At 70.4% G+C, this 17,056-nt stretch carries 15 protein-coding genes; 1 reads left to right on the top strand and 14 read right to left on the bottom strand.

The window, feature by feature from the left end:
- Positions 1-180 precede the first annotated feature (180 nt).
- From WMR31_RS17295 to WMR31_RS17255, 9 genes are all read right to left on the bottom strand, one after another.
- Positions 181-2,244 carry a hypothetical protein gene (locus tag WMR31_RS17295; RefSeq protein ID WP_340540121.1) on the bottom strand — a complete coding sequence of 688 codons (2,064 nt, stop codon included), beginning with the start codon at positions 2,242-2,244 and terminating at the stop codon, positions 181-183.
- A gap of 206 nt (positions 2,245-2,450) precedes the next feature.
- Entirely contained in the window at positions 2,451-3,656 is a 1,206-nt protein-coding gene (locus tag WMR31_RS17290) for a PucR family transcriptional regulator (RefSeq protein ID WP_340540120.1), read from the bottom strand.
- Positions 3,657-3,707: 51 nt separating this feature from the next.
- On the bottom strand, positions 3,708-4,541 hold the full coding sequence (locus tag WMR31_RS17285) for a PaaX family transcriptional regulator (RefSeq protein WP_340540119.1): 834 nt from the start codon (positions 4,539-4,541) through the stop codon (positions 3,708-3,710).
- A gap of 5 nt (positions 4,542-4,546) precedes the next feature.
- Entirely contained in the window at positions 4,547-4,981 is a 435-nt protein-coding gene (locus WMR31_RS17280) for an acyl-CoA thioesterase (RefSeq protein WP_340540118.1), read from the bottom strand.
- On the bottom strand, positions 4,978-7,359 hold the full coding sequence (locus WMR31_RS17275; RefSeq protein WP_340540117.1) for a bifunctional salicylyl-CoA 5-hydroxylase/oxidoreductase: 2,382 nt from the start codon (positions 7,357-7,359) through the stop codon (positions 4,978-4,980). Before WMR31_RS17275 ends, WMR31_RS17280 begins: the two co-directional genes overlap by 4 nt.
- Positions 7,356-9,053: an AMP-binding protein gene (locus WMR31_RS17270; RefSeq protein WP_340540116.1), complete on the bottom strand. Its 1,698-nt coding sequence runs from the start codon at positions 9,051-9,053 to the stop codon at positions 7,356-7,358. Before WMR31_RS17270 ends, WMR31_RS17275 begins: the two co-directional genes overlap by 4 nt.
- Positions 9,050-9,988: an acyl-CoA thioesterase gene (locus WMR31_RS17265; RefSeq protein ID WP_340540115.1), complete on the bottom strand. Its 939-nt coding sequence runs from the start codon at positions 9,986-9,988 to the stop codon at positions 9,050-9,052. The genes WMR31_RS17270 and WMR31_RS17265 overlap by 4 nt, the downstream gene beginning before the upstream one ends.
- On the bottom strand, positions 9,985-10,473 hold the full coding sequence (locus WMR31_RS17260) for a cupin domain-containing protein (RefSeq protein ID WP_340540114.1): 489 nt from the start codon (positions 10,471-10,473) through the stop codon (positions 9,985-9,987). Before WMR31_RS17260 ends, WMR31_RS17265 begins: the two co-directional genes overlap by 4 nt.
- Positions 10,474-10,475: 2 nt before the next feature.
- Positions 10,476-11,129: a fumarylacetoacetate hydrolase family protein gene (locus tag WMR31_RS17255; protein ID WP_340540113.1), complete on the bottom strand. Its 654-nt coding sequence runs from the start codon at positions 11,127-11,129 to the stop codon at positions 10,476-10,478.
- 128 nt (positions 11,130-11,257) lie between these two features.
- Here WMR31_RS17255 and WMR31_RS17250 point away from each other — a divergent pair, with 128 nt between their 5' ends.
- A complete protein-coding gene (locus tag WMR31_RS17250) occupies positions 11,258-11,680 on the top strand; it encodes a RidA family protein (protein WP_340540112.1) in 423 nt (140 codons plus the stop codon).
- A 27-nt stretch (positions 11,681-11,707) separates the two neighbouring features.
- On the opposite strand, the gene WMR31_RS17245 is transcribed toward WMR31_RS17250, so the two are convergent.
- From WMR31_RS17245 to WMR31_RS17225, 5 genes are all read right to left on the bottom strand, one after another.
- Positions 11,708-12,532, bottom strand: coding sequence for an iron ABC transporter ATP-binding protein (locus tag WMR31_RS17245; protein WP_340540111.1), 825 nt, complete (start codon positions 12,530-12,532; stop codon positions 11,708-11,710).
- A complete protein-coding gene (locus WMR31_RS17240) occupies positions 12,529-13,533 on the bottom strand; it encodes an iron chelate uptake ABC transporter family permease subunit (RefSeq protein ID WP_340540110.1) in 1,005 nt (334 codons plus the stop codon). The genes WMR31_RS17245 and WMR31_RS17240 overlap by 4 nt, the downstream gene beginning before the upstream one ends.
- On the bottom strand, positions 13,530-14,567 hold the full coding sequence (locus WMR31_RS17235) for an ABC transporter permease (protein WP_340540109.1): 1,038 nt from the start codon (positions 14,565-14,567) through the stop codon (positions 13,530-13,532). The genes WMR31_RS17240 and WMR31_RS17235 overlap by 4 nt, the downstream gene beginning before the upstream one ends.
- Positions 14,568-14,569: 2 nt before the next feature.
- Positions 14,570-15,619 (bottom strand): siderophore ABC transporter substrate-binding protein, encoded by a 1,050-nt coding sequence (locus WMR31_RS17230; RefSeq protein ID WP_340540108.1) that lies wholly within the window; start codon positions 15,617-15,619, stop codon positions 14,570-14,572.
- Positions 15,620-16,020: 401 nt separating this feature from the next.
- Entirely contained in the window at positions 16,021-16,980 is a 960-nt protein-coding gene (locus WMR31_RS17225; RefSeq protein ID WP_340540107.1) for an AraC family transcriptional regulator, read from the bottom strand.
- Positions 16,981-17,056: the final 76 nt, after the last annotated feature.

Genomic DNA, 17,056 nt, shown 5'->3' with positions numbered 1-17,056 from the left:
TACATCGCCCGCGAGATCTACCGACACCTCGCCACCACAATGGCTTGACAACCCATAGAAGCGTCTCAACCTCCGGCGGGAGCGACGCTCGCTTGCTCGACCTCCGGCGGGAGTTGGCGAGCACACAGCAGCGGCCCCGAGGGTTCGCCTCGGGGCCGCTGTGTTGACCGGGTACCGCGATCAGCGGCGACCCTGGATGGAGTTGAACTCCCAACCACCCGCGTTCGGGCCGGTGGTCAGCAGGTTCACGAAGGTGGCCGAGCCGGCGAACAGCTTGCCCTTGTCCTCGAACGGGACCCAGCCGCGGACGCCGTGGGAGAGGCGGTTGCCGAAGCCGTGCAGGTCGAACGGGACCGCGCGGGACTTCGGGGTGTTCATCGTGTAGACGTCGCCGCCGCGCAGGGTGTGGTGGATGCCGGAGAGGACCGGGCGGAGCAGGTCGATGGTCAGCGGCGAGAGGTTGAGCTGCTTGGTGCCCGTCGCGGCGTCGATCCAGTCGTTCATCAGGGTCGAGCCGTCCATGGTGCCGAGGTAGAGCTTGCCCTGGAACTTCGTCCACTGCCACGAGTAGTAGTTGTAGGGGTTGCCGAAGCCGGACGGGCCCATCTTCGGGCGCTGGCCGAGGTTGTTCACCTCGAGGTTCCAGGTGCGGCTCGACTCGTCGAAGACCGGGGACTTGTAGTCGCCGTAGAGCAGGTCGACCTTCTGGTTCTTCTTGCCGACGTTGGACAACGACATCACGCTGGTGGCGCGGTCGGCGTTGAGGAACCAGGAGAGGCGCTCGATCTCGCTCTCGGGCTTGCCGTAGTAGGAGAAGGCGTTCAGCGTGGTGTACGACGGCATCATGTAGGTCGAGATCATCAGCTTGCCCTTGAAGCTGGCGATGTCACCGAACTGCATGGCGCGCGAGATCACCGGGTCGGGCTCGTACTCGTCCATCGTGAAGATGGTCTTCCAGTTCGACGGGTCGTTGGTCTTCGCCGTCAGGCCGCCCTTGGGGATCTTCGGGCTCTGGTAGATGGCGGCGCCGTTGCCGACCGCCATGGCGGGGGTCGAGCTGGTCCAGCCGGAGGTGACGATCGTGTCGTTGTGCTCGGTGATGTAGGACGGCTCGGACTCCAGGCCCTGGGCGACGATCTCGAACTTGAACGGGTCCGCCTTGCTGCCGGTCCACTTGATCACCGCACCGCCGGCGCCGGTGTGTCCACCGGACATCCGGACGCCGAAGTACAGGTCGCCCTGGATCTCGACGCCGTGGCGCATGTTGACGTACTCGGGGAAGACCTTCTCGCCGAGGAACTTGCCGGTGCTGCCCTCGAAGGCGAACATGCCGAGGCCGCTGAGGCCGCCGGTGTCCGGGTTGATCATCGGGCCGCCGAGCAGGACGACGTCGTCGAGCGCGCCCTGGCCGCGCAGACCGACCGTGCGCTGAAGCGCGGGAGCTTCGGCGGCGCTGGGGGTCAGGTCCTCGGTCTTGCCGGTGTCGGCGTTGATCCGGTACGCCATCGGCGGGCGGTAGTCGCCCCACGACGCGCCGAGGGAGTCGGCGTTGAGGCCGCGCGCGCCCTCATAGACGAAGTTCTTGTTCTGGAACGGGTCGACGCCGCCCAGGATCGGGCCACTGCCGCCCATCGGGCTCGACCACGTACCGAAGTACACGTAGTCGCCGGAGCGGGTGGCGCCGAACGGGTAGTTGTGGTTGGTGCGCGGCTGGTAGCCGGCCTTGCACTGGCCGTTGGCGTTGGGCGTCGGCCGCGGGCCCGGCTCGCCGATCTCGCGGAAGCACTCGTCGGGCTTGGCCTTGGCGACCTTGGTGATGCTCATCCCGTTGCGATTGGCGACGCCGGGCCGACCAGGCTTGAGGCCCTTGACGATCGGCGCGAGCTGCTGCATCCGGTCACGGACGTCGGCGACGTCGAGGCCGTACTTGTTCGCGATCGCACGCAGGTTGGCGCTGTCGGTGGCGATCCGCGGTCCGGTGAGGGTGTCGAGCACCTCGGCCTCGGCGTTCGGGTCCTGGATCAGGATGTCGGCGCGGGCCTCGGGCGACTTCGCCTGGCGCCACTTGCCGTAGGCGTTGCCGCCCTGGTCGGCGTCGGCGGAGGAGCCGGCGCTCGGACCCGAGCCCGGGGCTGCCTGCGCCAGGGACTGGGCGCCGGTGGCTGCGAAGGTGACGGCGGCCAGGCTCAGCGCGGTCAGCGCTGCGATCCGGTGCCGCCGGCGCGGCTTCGGTGAGTGTGACATGGGTGGTTGCCTCTCCCGCGGCCCGAGGGCGACCTCGAGGTAGGAGGCCGTTCCTTGCGGATCGCGCGTCGTGTGTGCGGTCCGTCCCGGGATCCGGTCGAACCGGGACGAGAAGACGATGACGCGGATCGGGGCCCCAGAACGGCCGACCGTGCTCCAGCACAACGCCGATGCCGGGGGAGTGTGTGCCTACACAGGCGGATCGATCAGCGCGCCTTCTCGGCGGCCTCGGCGAGCACCAGGTCGACCAGGTCGGCCGGCCGGGCGAGGTCGCGCCCGGTCAATTCGCCGAGGCGGCGCAGCCGGTTCTGGACGGTGTTGCGGTGGACGTCGAGGTGTTCGCCGACCGCGCGGGCCTGGCCGCCGAGCTCGACCCACGCCCGGAAGGTGTCCAGCAGCAGCTCACGCTCGTCGTCGGGCAGCGAGTCCAGCGGCCCGAGCACCAGGTCGGCGATCTCGCCACCGACCAGCGGGGCTTCGAGCGCGAGGGCCTGAGGGAGCACCTGCCCGAAGTGCGCGACCTCGCCACCGGCAGTGCTGCGCAGGGCGACCTCGGCGAGGTAGCGGGACCGATGGAGCTCGCCGACGGCGTCGACCACCGGGCCGATCCCGACGCGGACTTCGGGGGATCCGAGCCAGGACCCGATCGTGCGCTCGGACACGGGTCCGAGCCAGGCCACCACCAGTCGGCCGAAGCTCTGCGGAAGACCGAGGGCCACGACCCCGTCCGGCGGTGGGGCAGGGACGGCGCGGCCTCCAGGGCTCCGCACCGCCGCCACCACGAAGCGCCCGGAGCTGGGAAGTCCGAGGGCGGCCGCGACGGCCGGGGCTCGATCCGGGTCGCTGCCCGACAGCAGCTCCTCCAGCTGCGCCCGGCGTCGCTGCTCGGGACGCACGTCGAGGTCCTCGCGGGTCGTGCGATAGGACTCGGCGAGGATCTGGAGGTCGCGGCCCACCATCTTCCAGAACCGGGCGGCGAGGAAGGAGGCGGTCCGTACGCCGCCGGGGTCGTGGACCACGGCTTCGGCCATGAGTGCGTTCCACAGTGCCTCGGCGCCGATCCGGTAGGCGCGCATCAAGGCGTCGAGGGGGTGGTGCTCCTCGGCCCGTCGTTGTCCCATGGAGCGGGCGTTGAGCGCGGAGGCGTCCTCGTGCTCGGGCTCGGACAGCGTGCGCAGGCCATCGAGGATCATCGTGCGGACCATCGGCTCCAGGTTCGTCGGCGCGCTCGCCGGATCGCCGTAGGCGGGTTCGGTCGTCTGGATCGTGCGCACCACGTCGCGGGTGATCCGGGGCAGACGCCGGCGCACCCGTTCGCAGGTGACCGCCAGCAGTTCGGCGTCGGAGAGTGCCGCGGCCGCGACGGGGGTCGCGAGCATCGGCTCGCCAGCCGGCACCGGTTCCTCAGACATGGCTCCTCCTCGGGTGCTGACCGTAGAGCCTGTCAGCCGCTCCGGGAAGGGTCAGGCCGCTGGGGTGGGCCACAGTCGCGCGGAGTGGGCGAGCGCGGGGCCGGCCAGCCGGGAGACGAGCCGCTCGAACAGCGCACCCGCCTCGGCGGCCGGCCAGTCGGGGCCGAGGAGGTCGCGGGGGAGACCGGGGTCGCGGAACGGCAGCCGTCGCCAGTCCTCGATGACCCCCAGATAGGTCACGAAGGCCTCGCGCCCCTCCAGGGGCGCGACGTCAGACGACGCCGCGAGCGAGGCGTCCAGCGCCTGGTAGCGCTCGAGGAAGTCGCGGTAGGACTTCTCCAGGCCCGAGAGATCCCAGGACCGGCGCAGGATCGACTCGAGGTCCTGGCCGAAGGCGTACCGGCCGACGAACACCGCGCAGTGGTTGACCAGCTCCAGCTCCTCGATCGCGCGCTCGGCGGCCGCGAGCTGCCGGGCCGGCGCGATCCAGACCGCGGTGCCGACATTGCCGAAGCCCAGCGAGGCCAGGTGCGAGCGGAGCTGCTGGCGTTTGGCTCGTGCGGACTCCGGCACGGAGACGCTGACGACGCACCACCCGTCGGCGAGGTCGGCCGGGGTGCGCAGGTGCCAGATCACCTCGTCGCCCGCGGCGAGGACGTCGAGCGCGTGCGGCGTGAGCCGGTACCCCCGGACGCCCTGGACGGTCTCGGAGGCCAGCCAGCCGCGCTTCTTGAGCCGGAAGACGCCGGTGCGCACCGACGACTCGTCGAGGCCGAACTGCTCGAGCAGCTCGACCGCGGCCGCGATCGGCATCCACCCGCCCTGCTCGCGCACGATCGCGCCGAGGAAGCCCACCAGCACGGTGCGCGAGCGAGCGGAGGACACGCGGATCATTGTGCCGGGCGCCCCGCGGCCGAGGACTCCAGGGCGGCCCGCCACTCCTCGGGCCACGGCACCGCGGCCGCCCCGTCGACATGGCCGCCGGGCAGGTGCACCGTGACGTAGCGACCGGAGGCCGCCGTCCACGACGTGGTGCCGTCGCCGCCGACGACCTCGAACTCGAAGGTCATCGAGGACGTGCCGAGCCGGGCCAGCGTGACCGTGGCGGTGACGTCGTCACCGAACCGCAGCGGGGCGCGGTAGTCGACCTCGTAGCGGACCCGGGGCGCGACCGGGAAGTAGACCTCCCGCAACCCGGCCGACTCCATCAGCTGGGCCTCGGCGGCCTCGGCGTACCGGGCCACCGTGGTGTGGTGGTAGATGCCGGCGGCGTCGGTGTCGATCCACGCCACCGTGCCGCGATGGACGCCGCTCGGTCCGCTCACGACGTCGCGCCCGGGCGCCACCGCACGTGCTCGGTGCCGCTCTCGCCCTCCCGCAGCAGCTGCAGGCGCGGGGGGATCTTGTCGGTGCGCGCGCTCGGGGGCTTGCGGCGCCCGGCGGCGAACGGGTCGGGCCAGTCGGCGCCCGCGCCGGTCCACTCCTGCTCGGCCGCGGCGTGGAGGGTCCACTGCGGGTCGTAGAGGTGGGTGCGGCCCAGCGCGCACAGGTCGGCGCGGCCGGCGAGCAGGATGGAGTTGACGTCGTCGTAGGAGGAGATCGCACCCACCGCGATCACCTTTGCTCCCGCCGACGCCGCCACCTTGGCGCGGATCTTGTCGGCGAACGGCGTCTGGTAGGACCGGCCGAAGGCGGGGGTCTCCTCCTTGGCGATCTGCCCCGACGACACGTGGACGGCGTCGGCGCCGTGCTCGACGAAGGCCTCGGCGATGAGCACCGCGTCGTCGTCGGTGTTGCCGTCCTCGATCCAGTCGTGCGCGGAGATCCGCACCGAGAGCGGGAAGCCCTCGGGCACCGCTGCCCGGACGGCGTCGAACACCTCGAGCGGGAAGCGGAGCCGGTTCTCCAGCGACCCGCCGTACTCGTCGGTGCGCCGGTTGGAGATGGGGGAGAGGAAGGAGCTGAGCAAGTAGCCGTGGGCCGCGTGCACCTCGATCAGGTCGAAACCGGCCTCGACGGCACGACGGGCGGAGGCGACGAAGTCGGCGACGACGGCGTCCAGATCGGCGCGGGTCGCCTCGCGCGGCACGTGGCAGTCGGGTCCGTAGGGGATCGCGGAGGGTCCGATGACCTCCCAGTTGCCCTCGGGCAGCGGCTCGTCGATGCCCTCCCACATCAGCTTCGTGGACCCCTTGCGGCCGGAGTGGCCGAGCTGGACGCCGATCTTGGCGGTGGTCCGGTCGTGGACGAAGTCGGTGATCCGACGGTAGGCGGCGGTCTGCTCGTCGTTCCACAGTCCAGTGCAGCCCAGGGTGATCCGCGCCTCGGGGGAGATGCAGACCATCTCGGTCATCACCAGCCCCGCGCCGCCGAGCGCCTTGGACCCCAGGTGGGTCAGGTGGAAGTCGTTGGCCAGGCCGTCCTCGGCGGAGTACATGTCCATCGGCGCCACGACGACCCGGTTCTTCAGCTCCAGGCCGCCGATCGTGACCGGTTGGAACATCGCGGGCGACTGCTCTCCACCCTGCTGGGCGGCGAAGTCGGACTCGATCCGGTCGGCGAACTCCCGGTCGCGCTCGGCGAGGTTGGCGAAGGTGATCCGGCGCGAGCGGGTGAGCAGGTTGAAGCAGAACTCGGTGGGGTCCTGGTCGGCGTACATGCCGATGTTCTCGAACCACTCCAGCGAGGCCTGCGCGGCCCGCTGGGTCGACTCGACGACCGGCTTGCGCTCGTCCTGGTAGGCCGCCAGCGCCGCCTCGATGGTGGGGTGCTCGTGCAGGCAGGCCGCCAGGGCGAGGGCGTCCTCCATGGCCAGCTTGGTGCCCGAGCCGATCGAGAAGTGCGCGGTGTGCGCGGCGTCGCCGACGAGGACGACGTTGCCGTCGTACCAGCGCTCGTTGCGGACGGTGTGGAAGTTGATCCACTTGGAGTTGTTGGTGAGGATCTCGTGGCCCTGCAGCTCGGTGGCCCAGATCTCGCGCATCCGCTCCACGGCGTACTCGTCGGAGACTCCGGGCGGGAAGTCGTCGTGCTCGGTCTTGTCGAGGCCGGCGGCACGCCAGACGTCCTCGTGCATCTCGACGATGAACGTCGAGCCCTCCTCGGAGTAGGGGTAGCCGTGGATCTGCATGGTGCCCCACTCCGTCTGCTTGACGAAGAACTGGAAGGCCTCGAAGACCAGGTCGGTGCCGAACCAGATGTATTTGTTGGGGCGGCGGTCGAGGGTCGGCTGGAACACGTCGGCGTACTTGGTGCGGATCGCCGAGCCGAGGCCGTCGGCGCCGAGCACCAGGTCGTACTCGGCGCGCAGCTGGTCGACGTCGGGCGCCTCGGTGGAGTAGTGCACGGTGACGCCGAGCTCGGCGACGCGCTCTTGCAGCATCGCCAGCAGCTCCTGGCGGCGCATGGCCGCGAAGCCCTGGCCGCCGACGGTGAACTCGTGCCGTTCGCCGGTGCGGTCGTCGGAGAGCTCGATGTCGATGTCGGTCCAGCGGGCGAACCGGCTCTCCATCTTGTCGTGGACGACGGGGTCGGCGCCCTCGATGCTGCCGAGGGTCTCGTCGGAGAATACGACCCCGAAGCCGAAGGTGTCGTCGGGCGCGTTGCGCTCCCACACCGTGACCTCGTGGCTGGGGTCCAGGCCCTTCATCAGGGCGGCGAAGTAGAGGCCTCCAGGGCCGCCGCCTGCGATCGCGATCCTCATCGTGCACCTCTCGTCGTGTCGGTGGCTTCGGCCTCGACCAGCTTGCGGAGGGCGAAGTGCTGGAGCTTGCCGCTGGTGTTGCGGGGAAGGGCGTCGATGAAGCGGACCTCGCGGGGGTACTTGTACGGCGCGAGGGTCTGCTTCACGAGGTCCTGGATCTCCTTGACCTTCTCGGCGTCGCCGTCGACGCCCTCGCGCAGCACGACGAAAGCGCACACGATCGAGCCGCGGTCGGGGTCGGGCTTGGCGATCACGATCGACTCCACGACGTCGGGGTGCTCGTCGATCGCGGCCTCCACCTCCGGCCCGCCGATGTTGTAGCCGGAGGAGACGATCATGTTGTCGGTGCGGGCGGCGTAGTAGAAGTAGCCGTCCTCGTCGCGGGAGAAGGTGTCGCCGGTGACGTTCCAGCCGTTGACGACGTAGGCCCGCTGGCGCTCGTCGGCCAGGTAGCGGCACCCGATCGGGCCGCGGATCGCGAGCCGGCCCTCCACGCCGGGGGGCACCTCGTCACCGTCGGGGTCGAGCACCGTCGCGCGGATGCCGGGCACCGGCCGACCGGTCGAGCCGGGACGGATGTCGTCGCCCGCGGCGGAGATGAAGATGTGGAGGAGCTCGGTGGCCCCGATGCCGTCGATGATCTTCAGGCCGAGCTCGTCGTGGATCCGCTCCCACGTCTGGGCCGGGATGTGCTCGCCGGCGCTCACCGCGGCGCGCAGCCCGGAGAGCTTGGAGATCTTGCCGCCGCCCAGGATCTGCTTGTACGCCGTGGGCGCCGTCGCGAGGACGGTGATGCCGTGCTCGGCGACCAGGTCGGCCAGGTCGAGCGGGGTGACGGCCTCGGTGAGGAACCCGCACGCGCCGGCGCGCAGCGGGAAGACCACCAGCATCCCCAGCCCGAAGGTGAACGCGAACGGTGCGGTGCACGAGACGACGTCGTCGGGCCCGAGCTGCAGGACCGGGCGGCCGAAGGTGTGGTCGATCGAGGCGATGTCGCGGTGGAAGTGGGTGCAGATCTTCGGCTCGCCGGTGCTGCCCGAGGTCGGGCAGAACAGCGCGACGTCGTCGGCGGCCGTGTCGACGTTGGCGAACCGCCCGTCCTTGGTCGCGGTGCGCGCCACGAGGTCGTCGTCGGTGTCGCCGCCGACGGGCACGATCACCAGATCGGGAGCCAGGTCGGCCTGCAGGGCCTCGACGTCGTCGGTGAACCGATGGTCTACGAGCGCGATCGTGGGCTGGGACTTCTCCACGATCGGGCGCAGCTCCCGGGCGCGCAGTGCGGAGAAGGTCACCGCGGCGACGCCGCCGGCCTTGAGGATGCCGAGCCACGCCGCCACTGCCCAGGGATTGTTGGGGGCGCGCAACAGGACGCGATTGCCGGTCGCCAGGCCGAGGTCGTCGGTGAGCACCTGGGCCACCTTGTTGGCCGTGGCGAGCAGCTCGGCATAGGTCCAGGCCTCACCGGACGGCGTCCGGAGCGCCACCCGGTCCGGCCATCGGGCCGCCGGCTCGTCGATGAGCTCGGTGGCGGCGTTGAGGCGCTCGGGGTACTGGAGGTCGGGCGTGGTGAACTCCAGCACCGGCCACTGGTCGGCCGGGGGCAGGTGGTCACGGGCGAAGGTGTCCTCGTAGCCGCTGGGCGCGAACCCGGCCTCGGGTGCCGAGCCGGCGGAGGACCCGGTGGGCGTGGTCATCCTCGGCCTGCTTGGAGGTCGCGGATCATCCCTTCTTGCACCACGGTCGCCAGATGGGTGCCGTCGGGAGCGAAGAACCGGCCGAGGCCGACACCGCGGCCGTGGTCGGCGGCGAGGGCCTCCTGGGCGTAGAGGAGCCAGCCGTCGGTGGTGAACGGCTGGGGGCGGTGGAACCACATGGCGTGGTCCAGGCTCGCGGTGACCAGCCCCTCCTGTGCCCACGGGAGCCCGAGCACGCGCAGGGCGGGCTCGAGGATCGTGTAGTCGCACACGTAGGCGAGCGCCGCGACGTCGCGCTGCTCGTCGCTGAGCCCCTCGACCGGGCGCAGGGCGTCGAAGGGACGCACCCAGATCGCCTGGTGGGGCGCGGCCTCGCCGTCGATGGTGAGGTACACCGGGCCCGGCACGTGCCGCATGTCGAAGCTGCGCCCGCCGGACCAGTACGCCTTCGACGTGGGTGTCATCGTGCCGCCGTCGCGCGAGGCCAGGTAGTCCGCAGAGCTGGGGACGTCGTCGGGACCCGGCAGTCCGGCCGGCATCTCAGCGAGGTAGCTGGCGCTGGGCTCACCCTGGGCGAAGCCGGCCAGGGAGACGTACAGCGGCTTGCTGCCGTCGTCGTCGCTGGCGAAGGCCCGGACCTGGCGGGTGCTGTAGCCGCGGCCGTTGCGCAGGATCTCCACCTCGTAGCGCACGTCGCCGCCGATGTCTGCGGGGCGCATGAAGTAGGAGTGCATCGAGTGCAGCTGCTTGCCGTCCTCGACGGTGCGCATCGCGGCCGCTGCCGCGGCGGCCACCAGGTCGCCGCCGTAGGCCTTGGGCCACGGGCACGGCTGGGTGGTGGCGACGAAGGCGGCGTCGAAGACCTTCGGCTCGACGGGTGTGAGGGTGACGGCGTCGGAGAAGATCTCCGAGGTCAGGTCGCGCGGATCGGTCACGGCCGGCTCACCCAGTCCAGGAGCTCCTCGTCGGGCACCTCGGGCAGGTTCACCACGAGGTTCTCCGGGGTGCGGCAGGTCATCCACTTCAGCGGCTTGTTGCGATCGAGGTTGCACTCGATGTGGGGCATGAACGGCGGCACGAAGACCCAGTCGCCCTCGGAGAAGTCGATGTAGTCCTCGTAGCGCTCGCCGAAGTAGATGCGGGCGCGGCCCGAGAGCACGAAGCCGCCGGTCTCGGCCTCACCGTGGTGGTGGGGGACCGAGCGGAACCCGGCGTCGTTGTGCACCTGGCCGAACCAGAGCTTGGTGGCCGGGGTGTGCTGGATGCTGACGCCGCTGATGCGGGTGGCGCCGGCCGACTGGCCGGTGTTGCCCGGCTCCTCGCCGCTGCGGGTCACGACGGGGACCACCAGGCCCGACGCCGAGGCGTAGGCGCTGTTGTCGCCTTCGAGGAGGTAGGTGCTGTCGTTGTCGGGTTCCATGGTTACTCCTCGATGACGATGGTGTTGGTGAGTGTTCCGATGCCGGGGATCTCGGTCTCGACGACGTCGCCGTCGGCGAGGTGGACCGGTGGCGTGCGGCCTTGCCCGACGCCGCCGGGGGTGCCGGTGAGGATGAGGTCGCCGGGGCGCAGCACGGTGAAGGTGGAGACGTAGGCGACCAGGTCGGCGGCGTCGAAGACGAGCGTGTTGGTGTTGCCGCGCTGCATCTCGGTGCCGTTGACCCGGCAGATCACCTCGACGCCGGCCTTCGGGTCGACCTCGTCGGGGGTGAGGTAGGTGTCGAGCACCGGGGTGGTGGCGTCCCACGCCTTGCCCTGGAACCACTGGAGGGTGCGGTTCTGCCAGGCCCGCATGGAGATGTCGTTGGCGACGGTGTAGCCCGCGATGGCGGCCGCGGCGGCGTCCCGGTCGGCGCGGCGCACCTCCTCGCCGATGACGACGGTCAGCTCGGCCTCCCAGTCCAGGTCGAGCCCGGCCGGCACGACGATGGGGTCGGCCGGTCCGATCAGGGTGTCGGGGTACTTCGCGAAGAGCGTGGGGTAGGTCGGCAGCGGACGCCCCATCTCCTCGATGTGATCGGCGTAGTTGAGACCACAGCAGATCACCTTGCCGGGGTCGGGACGGGCTACTCGCAACACGGACTCCTCGGGGTCGGCACCTCAAGTGCGTATTACCGATCGTGCACGAACGTTTCTAAAACGTCAATAGATTGCTAGGGTGCGACGACACCGTCCGATGACCCCCCAAGAACCCGGGAGCACCGATGACCGACCTCACGCCCACCGCCGTCAACCCCGCCGCACTGGCCAAGCCGCGCGGCTACTCGCACGGCACGCTGAGCGGGAACACGCTCTACCTCGGCGGTCAGACCGCCCTCGACGCCGACATGAACATCGTGGAGGGCAACATCGTCGCCCAGTTCCGCCAGGCGTTCGGCAACGTGCTGGAGACCCTGCGCACCGCCGGCGGCGTCCCCGAGGACCTGGTCTCCATCACCATCTACCTCACCGACATCCCCGACTACCTGGCCCACGGCAAGGAGATCGGCGAGGCCTGGCGCGAGCTGGCCGGCGCCGTCTACCCCGCGATGGCCGGCATCGGCACCACCGGCCTGTGGCAGCCCGAGGCCATGATCGAGATCCTCGGTGTCGCCGTCATCCCCGACGAGCGCCTCGTCCGCCCCTGATCGGGGCCGCCGTCACGCCGAGTCGTCCTATCCAGACGACGACTCGGCGTGGATGTCGTCGCGAGCCGGCGCCTCGAGTGTGGCCGGCTCGGGGTGCCAGTAGAGACAGACCCGGCGGCCGCCGATCTCGTGCACCTCGATGTCGAGATCGAAGATCGGCCGCAGCACCTCGGTGCGCATGAGCTCGGCGGGGGAGCCGGTGGCCATCACCGCGCCGCCCTTCATCGCCACGATGTGGTCGGCGTAGGCGGCGGCGAAGTTGATGTCGTGGAGCACGACCACGACGGTCTTGCGCAGCTCGGTGGCTGCCTGTCGCAGCAGTTGCATCATCGCTGCGGCGTGGCGTAGGTCGAGGTTGTTCAGCGGCTCGTCGAGCAGCACGTAGTCGGTGTCCTGGGCGAGCACCATCGCGATGAAAGCGCGCTGGCGCTGGCCGCCGGAGAGCTCGTCGAGGTGCCGGTCGCGGAACTCGCCGAGCTGGAGGTAGTCCAGCGAGCGCTCCACGATCTCGTGGTCCTCGGCGTCGAGGTGGCCCTTGGAGTAGGGGAAGCGGCCGAATCGCACCAGGTCGACCACCGTCAGCCGAGCGGTGAGGTGGTTGTCCTGGCGCAGCACGGCGAGCTTCCTGGCGACCACATCGGGCTTGGCGCGCAGCACGTCGAGGTCGTCGACGCGCACCGCGCCCTGGTCGGGGCTGAGCAGCCGCGCCATCGCCGAGAGCAGCGTGGACTTGCCTGCGCCGTTGGGCCCGATCAGCGCGGTCAACGCACCCCGGGGGAGCGTCAGATCGACGTCGTCGAGCACCAGCGAGGTGTCGTCGTAGGAGTGGGAGACGGAGCTGACGGTGATCACAGGCGGGTCGTCCTCAACAGCAGGATGATGAAGTAGACGCCGCCGACCAGGTTGACGACGACGGAGAAGGTGGTCGTGAGCCCGAAGACGTGCGCCACGATGAACTGGCCGAGCACGCAGATCACCGCACCGAGCAGCCCGGCGCCGATCGCCAGCGCGCGGTGCCGGTTCGTGCGCACCACCTGGCGTGCCAGGTTCGCCACGATCAGGCCGAGGAAGAGCATCGGGCCGACCAGGGCGGCCGACACGGCCACGAGCAGGACCGAGACGAGAAGCACGCGCGTGACGACGCGGTGGTAGTCGACACCGAGCGCGATCGCGTTGTCCTTGCCGAGGTCGACCACGTCGACCTGACGCAGCATCGGCACCAGCGCCGCCAACCCCGCGACGGTGACGAGCGCCGCGACACCGAGCAGCGTCGGGTTCACGGTGGTGAAGCTGGCGAAGGTGAGCTGCTGCAGGGTGAGGTAGTCGTCCGGGGTGAGCACCCGCGACATCAGCACCGCGAGGGACTGGAAGAACGCCCCCAGCACGATGCCGATCATCACCAGGACGTAGAGGTTGCGGCTGTTGCGGCGGAACAGCCAGCGGAACAGCAGCACGCCGAAGGTCGCGAGCAGCACCGCGTTCACGACGAACCGCTCGACGACGCCGAGGGTCAGTGCGGCGCCGCCGAGCGAGGCGACGAACACGGTCTGGATGAGCACGTAGAGCGAGTCGAAGCCCATCACGCTGGGGGTGAGGATCCGGCTCCCGGCGATCGTCTGGAAGACCACGCTCGAGACGCCGATGGCCACGCCGACCACCACCAGCGCCCCGAGCTGCCGGCTGCGCAGGCTCAGCGCGTAGGACCACGAGCCCTGGACGTCGTAGAGCAGGTAGGCCGCGCAGCTGGCGAGGGCGAGGGCCGCCAGCGTCAGCAACGAGAGCCTGACGGCGCGGTCGCGGCGACGTTCGGTGGGAGTGCTGCCGAGCTCCAGCAGCGAGTGCAGGGTCGTCATGCCCGCCCCTTGCTCTGCGCCCGGACGATCAGCCAGATGAACACGCCCGCCCCCACGACGCCGCCGACGACGCCGACCGGGATCTCGTACGGGTAGCGGATGAGCCGCCCCACGATGTCGCAGGCGAGCACGAAACCGGCACCGGCCAGGGCGGTGACCGGCAGGACCACCCGGACGTTGTCGCCGAGCCAGATCCGGACGATGTTCGGGACGATCAGCCCGAGGAACGGGATGGAGCCGACGACCACGACCACGGTCGCGGCCATCACCGACACGACGATGAGGCCGACGTAGAGCACGAAGCGGTAGTTGACCCCGAGGTTCGTGGCGAACTCGCGGCCCATGCCGACCACGGTGAAGCGATCGGCGAACAGGTAGCCGACCGCGCCCACGAACACGACGAGGTAGAGCGGCTCGTACTGCCCGGCCTGGATGGAGGAGAACGACGCCGTCGTCCAGATCTCCAGCAGCTGCAGGAGGTCGTTGCGATAGGCGAGGTAGGTGGTGAGCGCGCCGATGACGCCGCCGTACATGATTCCGATGAGGGCCACCACGATCGGGTCGCGGACCCGGACCCGCTGAAGGATCTGCAGGAACCCGAAGGTGCCGATCAGCGCGGTGGCCAGCGCGATGAGCATCTTGTCGGTCAGGCCCGCGCCGGGCACGAGAAGCGTCGCGAGCAGGACGCCGAAGATGGCCGCCTCGACGGTGCCTGAGGTGGACGGCGAGACGTAGGAGTTCTGGGTGATCCGCTGCATGATCAACCCGGCCACGGCGAGCGCGGCGCCGGCGAGCAGGATCGCGATCGTGCGCGGCATTCGTGACAGCGTGATGATCCGCCACTGCTGCTCGCTGGGGTGGAACATGTCGCCGAGCGGGATCTTGACCGCGCCGATGGACAGCGACAGGTAGCTGCCGATCGCCAGCAGCAGGAGCCCGACCAGCAGGTGCCGGCCGTGCACGCGACCGCCCCGCCGGTCGGCCCCCGTGACGGGGCCGGCGGTGGGGCGGTCGGCGACGGCGGGTCTGGCCAAGGTCAACGAGAGGCCTTCACGTCGTCGATCATCTGCTGGATCGAGGACGGGGCGTTGCCCGCGAGGTACCACGCGAAGCCGTCGACCTCGGAGATCCGGTCGTCCTTGGCGGCGGTCACCGAGTCGATCAGCTCGTTGTCGAGGACGTCGAGCGCCGGCGTCTGGTCCTCACCGATCGCCTTGGCGCGGTCGAGCACGAAGAGCACGTCGGGGTTGTACTCGACGAAGAACTCCTGGGAGATCTCCTCGCCGTGCGAGCCCTCCTCGTCCAGCGGCGCGCTGGTGGACTGGTATCCGAAGTCGGTGAAGATCGTGCCGAAGCGCGAGCCGGGGCCGTAGGCGCCGATGGTGCCGTCGGAGACCTGGACGAACATCGCGGTCTCGTCGGCGCCGGTGATCTCGTCCTGGAGGTCCTGCATCTGAGTGGCCAGGCCGTCCATCGTGGACTCGGCCTCCTCGCGGACGTCGAAGATGTCGGCGAGCTGGAGCACCCGCTCCTCGGCGGTGGAGAAGGTGTCGGCCGGGTCGTCGGGGGTCACGCTCATGTCGATGACGGCGGGGGCGAACCGCTCGAACTCCGCGACGACCTCGGGGGAGCCGGAGCGCCCGGCCACGATCACCAGGTCGGGGTCCATCGCCTCGATGGCCTCGTAGTCGGGCTCGAAGACGTCGCCGACCTTGGGCACGTCGTCGCCGGCGTAGGCCGAGAGGTCCTCGGGCAGCGAGCCCGCCGCCTGCGGGACGGCGTCGACCGGCACGCCGAAGTCGTTGAGCGTGCGGATCGCGCTCCAGTCCATCACCACCACGGTCTCGGGCTTGACCGGCACCTCGACCTTGCGGTCCTGGTTGTCGGTGATCGTGACCGTGTCGCCGTTCACCTCGCTGTCGACCTCCCCGGCACGCTCGATCGCCGAGGCCTTGTCCTCGGCCTTGTCGTCGCCGTCGTCCTCGCTGCCGCAGGCGGTGAGGGCCAGCCCGGCGCCGACCGTGAGCGCGAGCGCGATGCCGAGTCGTCGGGGCTTGCGGGGTCCGAGCCGGGGTGGGGTGGTCATGCAGATCTCTCCATCCGTCGTTGAGCGGCCCTCGGGCCACCAGATTAGGTATGCCTTACCTATATTCGCAGACGCCGCGAGGTGACCCGAAATCGGGTCCATCCACCGGAAGGGAGAGCGGGCCGCCGGCGATGGAGGTTGAGCAAGCCGGGTGGGCGAGGAACGAGCCCGGCCGGCGCCGACGAAACCTCGCGACCGTCCTCGGGAACGCTGGCAGCGAGGGTTGCCGGGGTTTCGTCAACGCTCGCTGGCGCTCGCTTGCTCAACCTCCGGCCGGCCCGAGTCCTCGGAGGTTGAGCAAGCCGGGTGGGCGAGGAACGAGCCCGGCCGGCGCCGACGAAACCTCGCGACCGTCCTCGGGGAGGTGGGGAGGAGGGGATTGCCTCGGTCTCGGAGGCGGCTCAGGCGCTGAGGGTCTGGGAGGGGGTCTCGCCGTGGCGCTCGCGGTAGACCTGCGCGAACCGGCCGAGGTGGAAGAAGCCCCAGCGGGCGGCCACCTCGGTGACCGAGGTCGAGTCGGGGGTCCCGGCGAGCAGGTCGGCCCGGGCGCGCGCCAGGCGGGCGTCGCGGATCTCGCCCAGCGGCGTGACCCCGCGCTCGCGGCGGAATCCCTCCTGCAGGCTGCGCACGCTGACGCCGCACTCGGCCGCCAGGTCGGCCACGCGCCACTCGCGCGCGGGGTCGTCGTGCACGAGGTCGACGGCGCGTCGGACGGCCATCGAGACCACCGGACGTTCGTCGGCGGGCGCGACGCGGGTGCTATTGGGCTGCGCCTCGAGCAGCCCGGTGATCAGCGCTTGCTCGAGGTGCGGCCGGGTCGCCGAGGTGACCGCGCTCCCGAGCAGGCCACTGTCGCGCTCGAGCTCGTCGGCGGTGTACTGGAGGAGCCGGCTCCAGCTGCGCAGCGCCGGCTGGTCGAGATCGACGTGCGGGTCGAAGTGCACCGGCCGGCCGTCGTGGTGGGCCTCGACGACCTCGCGACGCAGGTAGACAAGCAGCATCTCGCAGTCGTCGGACCAGATCATGTCGACCGGTTCGTCGGGCGAGGGGAGGGTGGCGATGTGCCGGTTGGAGGCCACGACGCGGTCGCCCACCCTCACCCGCGCCGAGCCGCTCAGCGGGATCTGGAGCAGGTAGAAGCGGTCGAGCGTGCCGGGGGTGATCCGCACCTCGGCGCCGTAGCGCAGGTAGTTGAGGCTGAGGCCCTCGGAGAGGGCCGCGGCGTTGTGCACCATGTCGAGCCGGCCGTGGCGCTCGGTGAGGCCGAGCCGATGGGAGCAGAAGCGGTCGGCGACCTCGGCGCGCGCGGCATCGAGGTCGGTGGTGGCGATCAGGCGATGACGTTCGAGCACTCCGGGCACATGCGCTCCTCCGGCGAGGCGGAGCCCCATCCTATGACGCGCATCACAATCTGCCAACGAACGCATCCAAGATGTA

The sequence above is a fragment of the Nocardioides epinepheli genome, from assembly GCF_037936805.1.
Classification (GTDB): Bacteria; Actinomycetota; Actinomycetes; order Propionibacteriales; family Nocardioidaceae; genus Nocardioides.
Note: the sequence above shows the minus strand (reverse complement) of the source record. Positions and strands in the feature narration are given on the sequence as shown.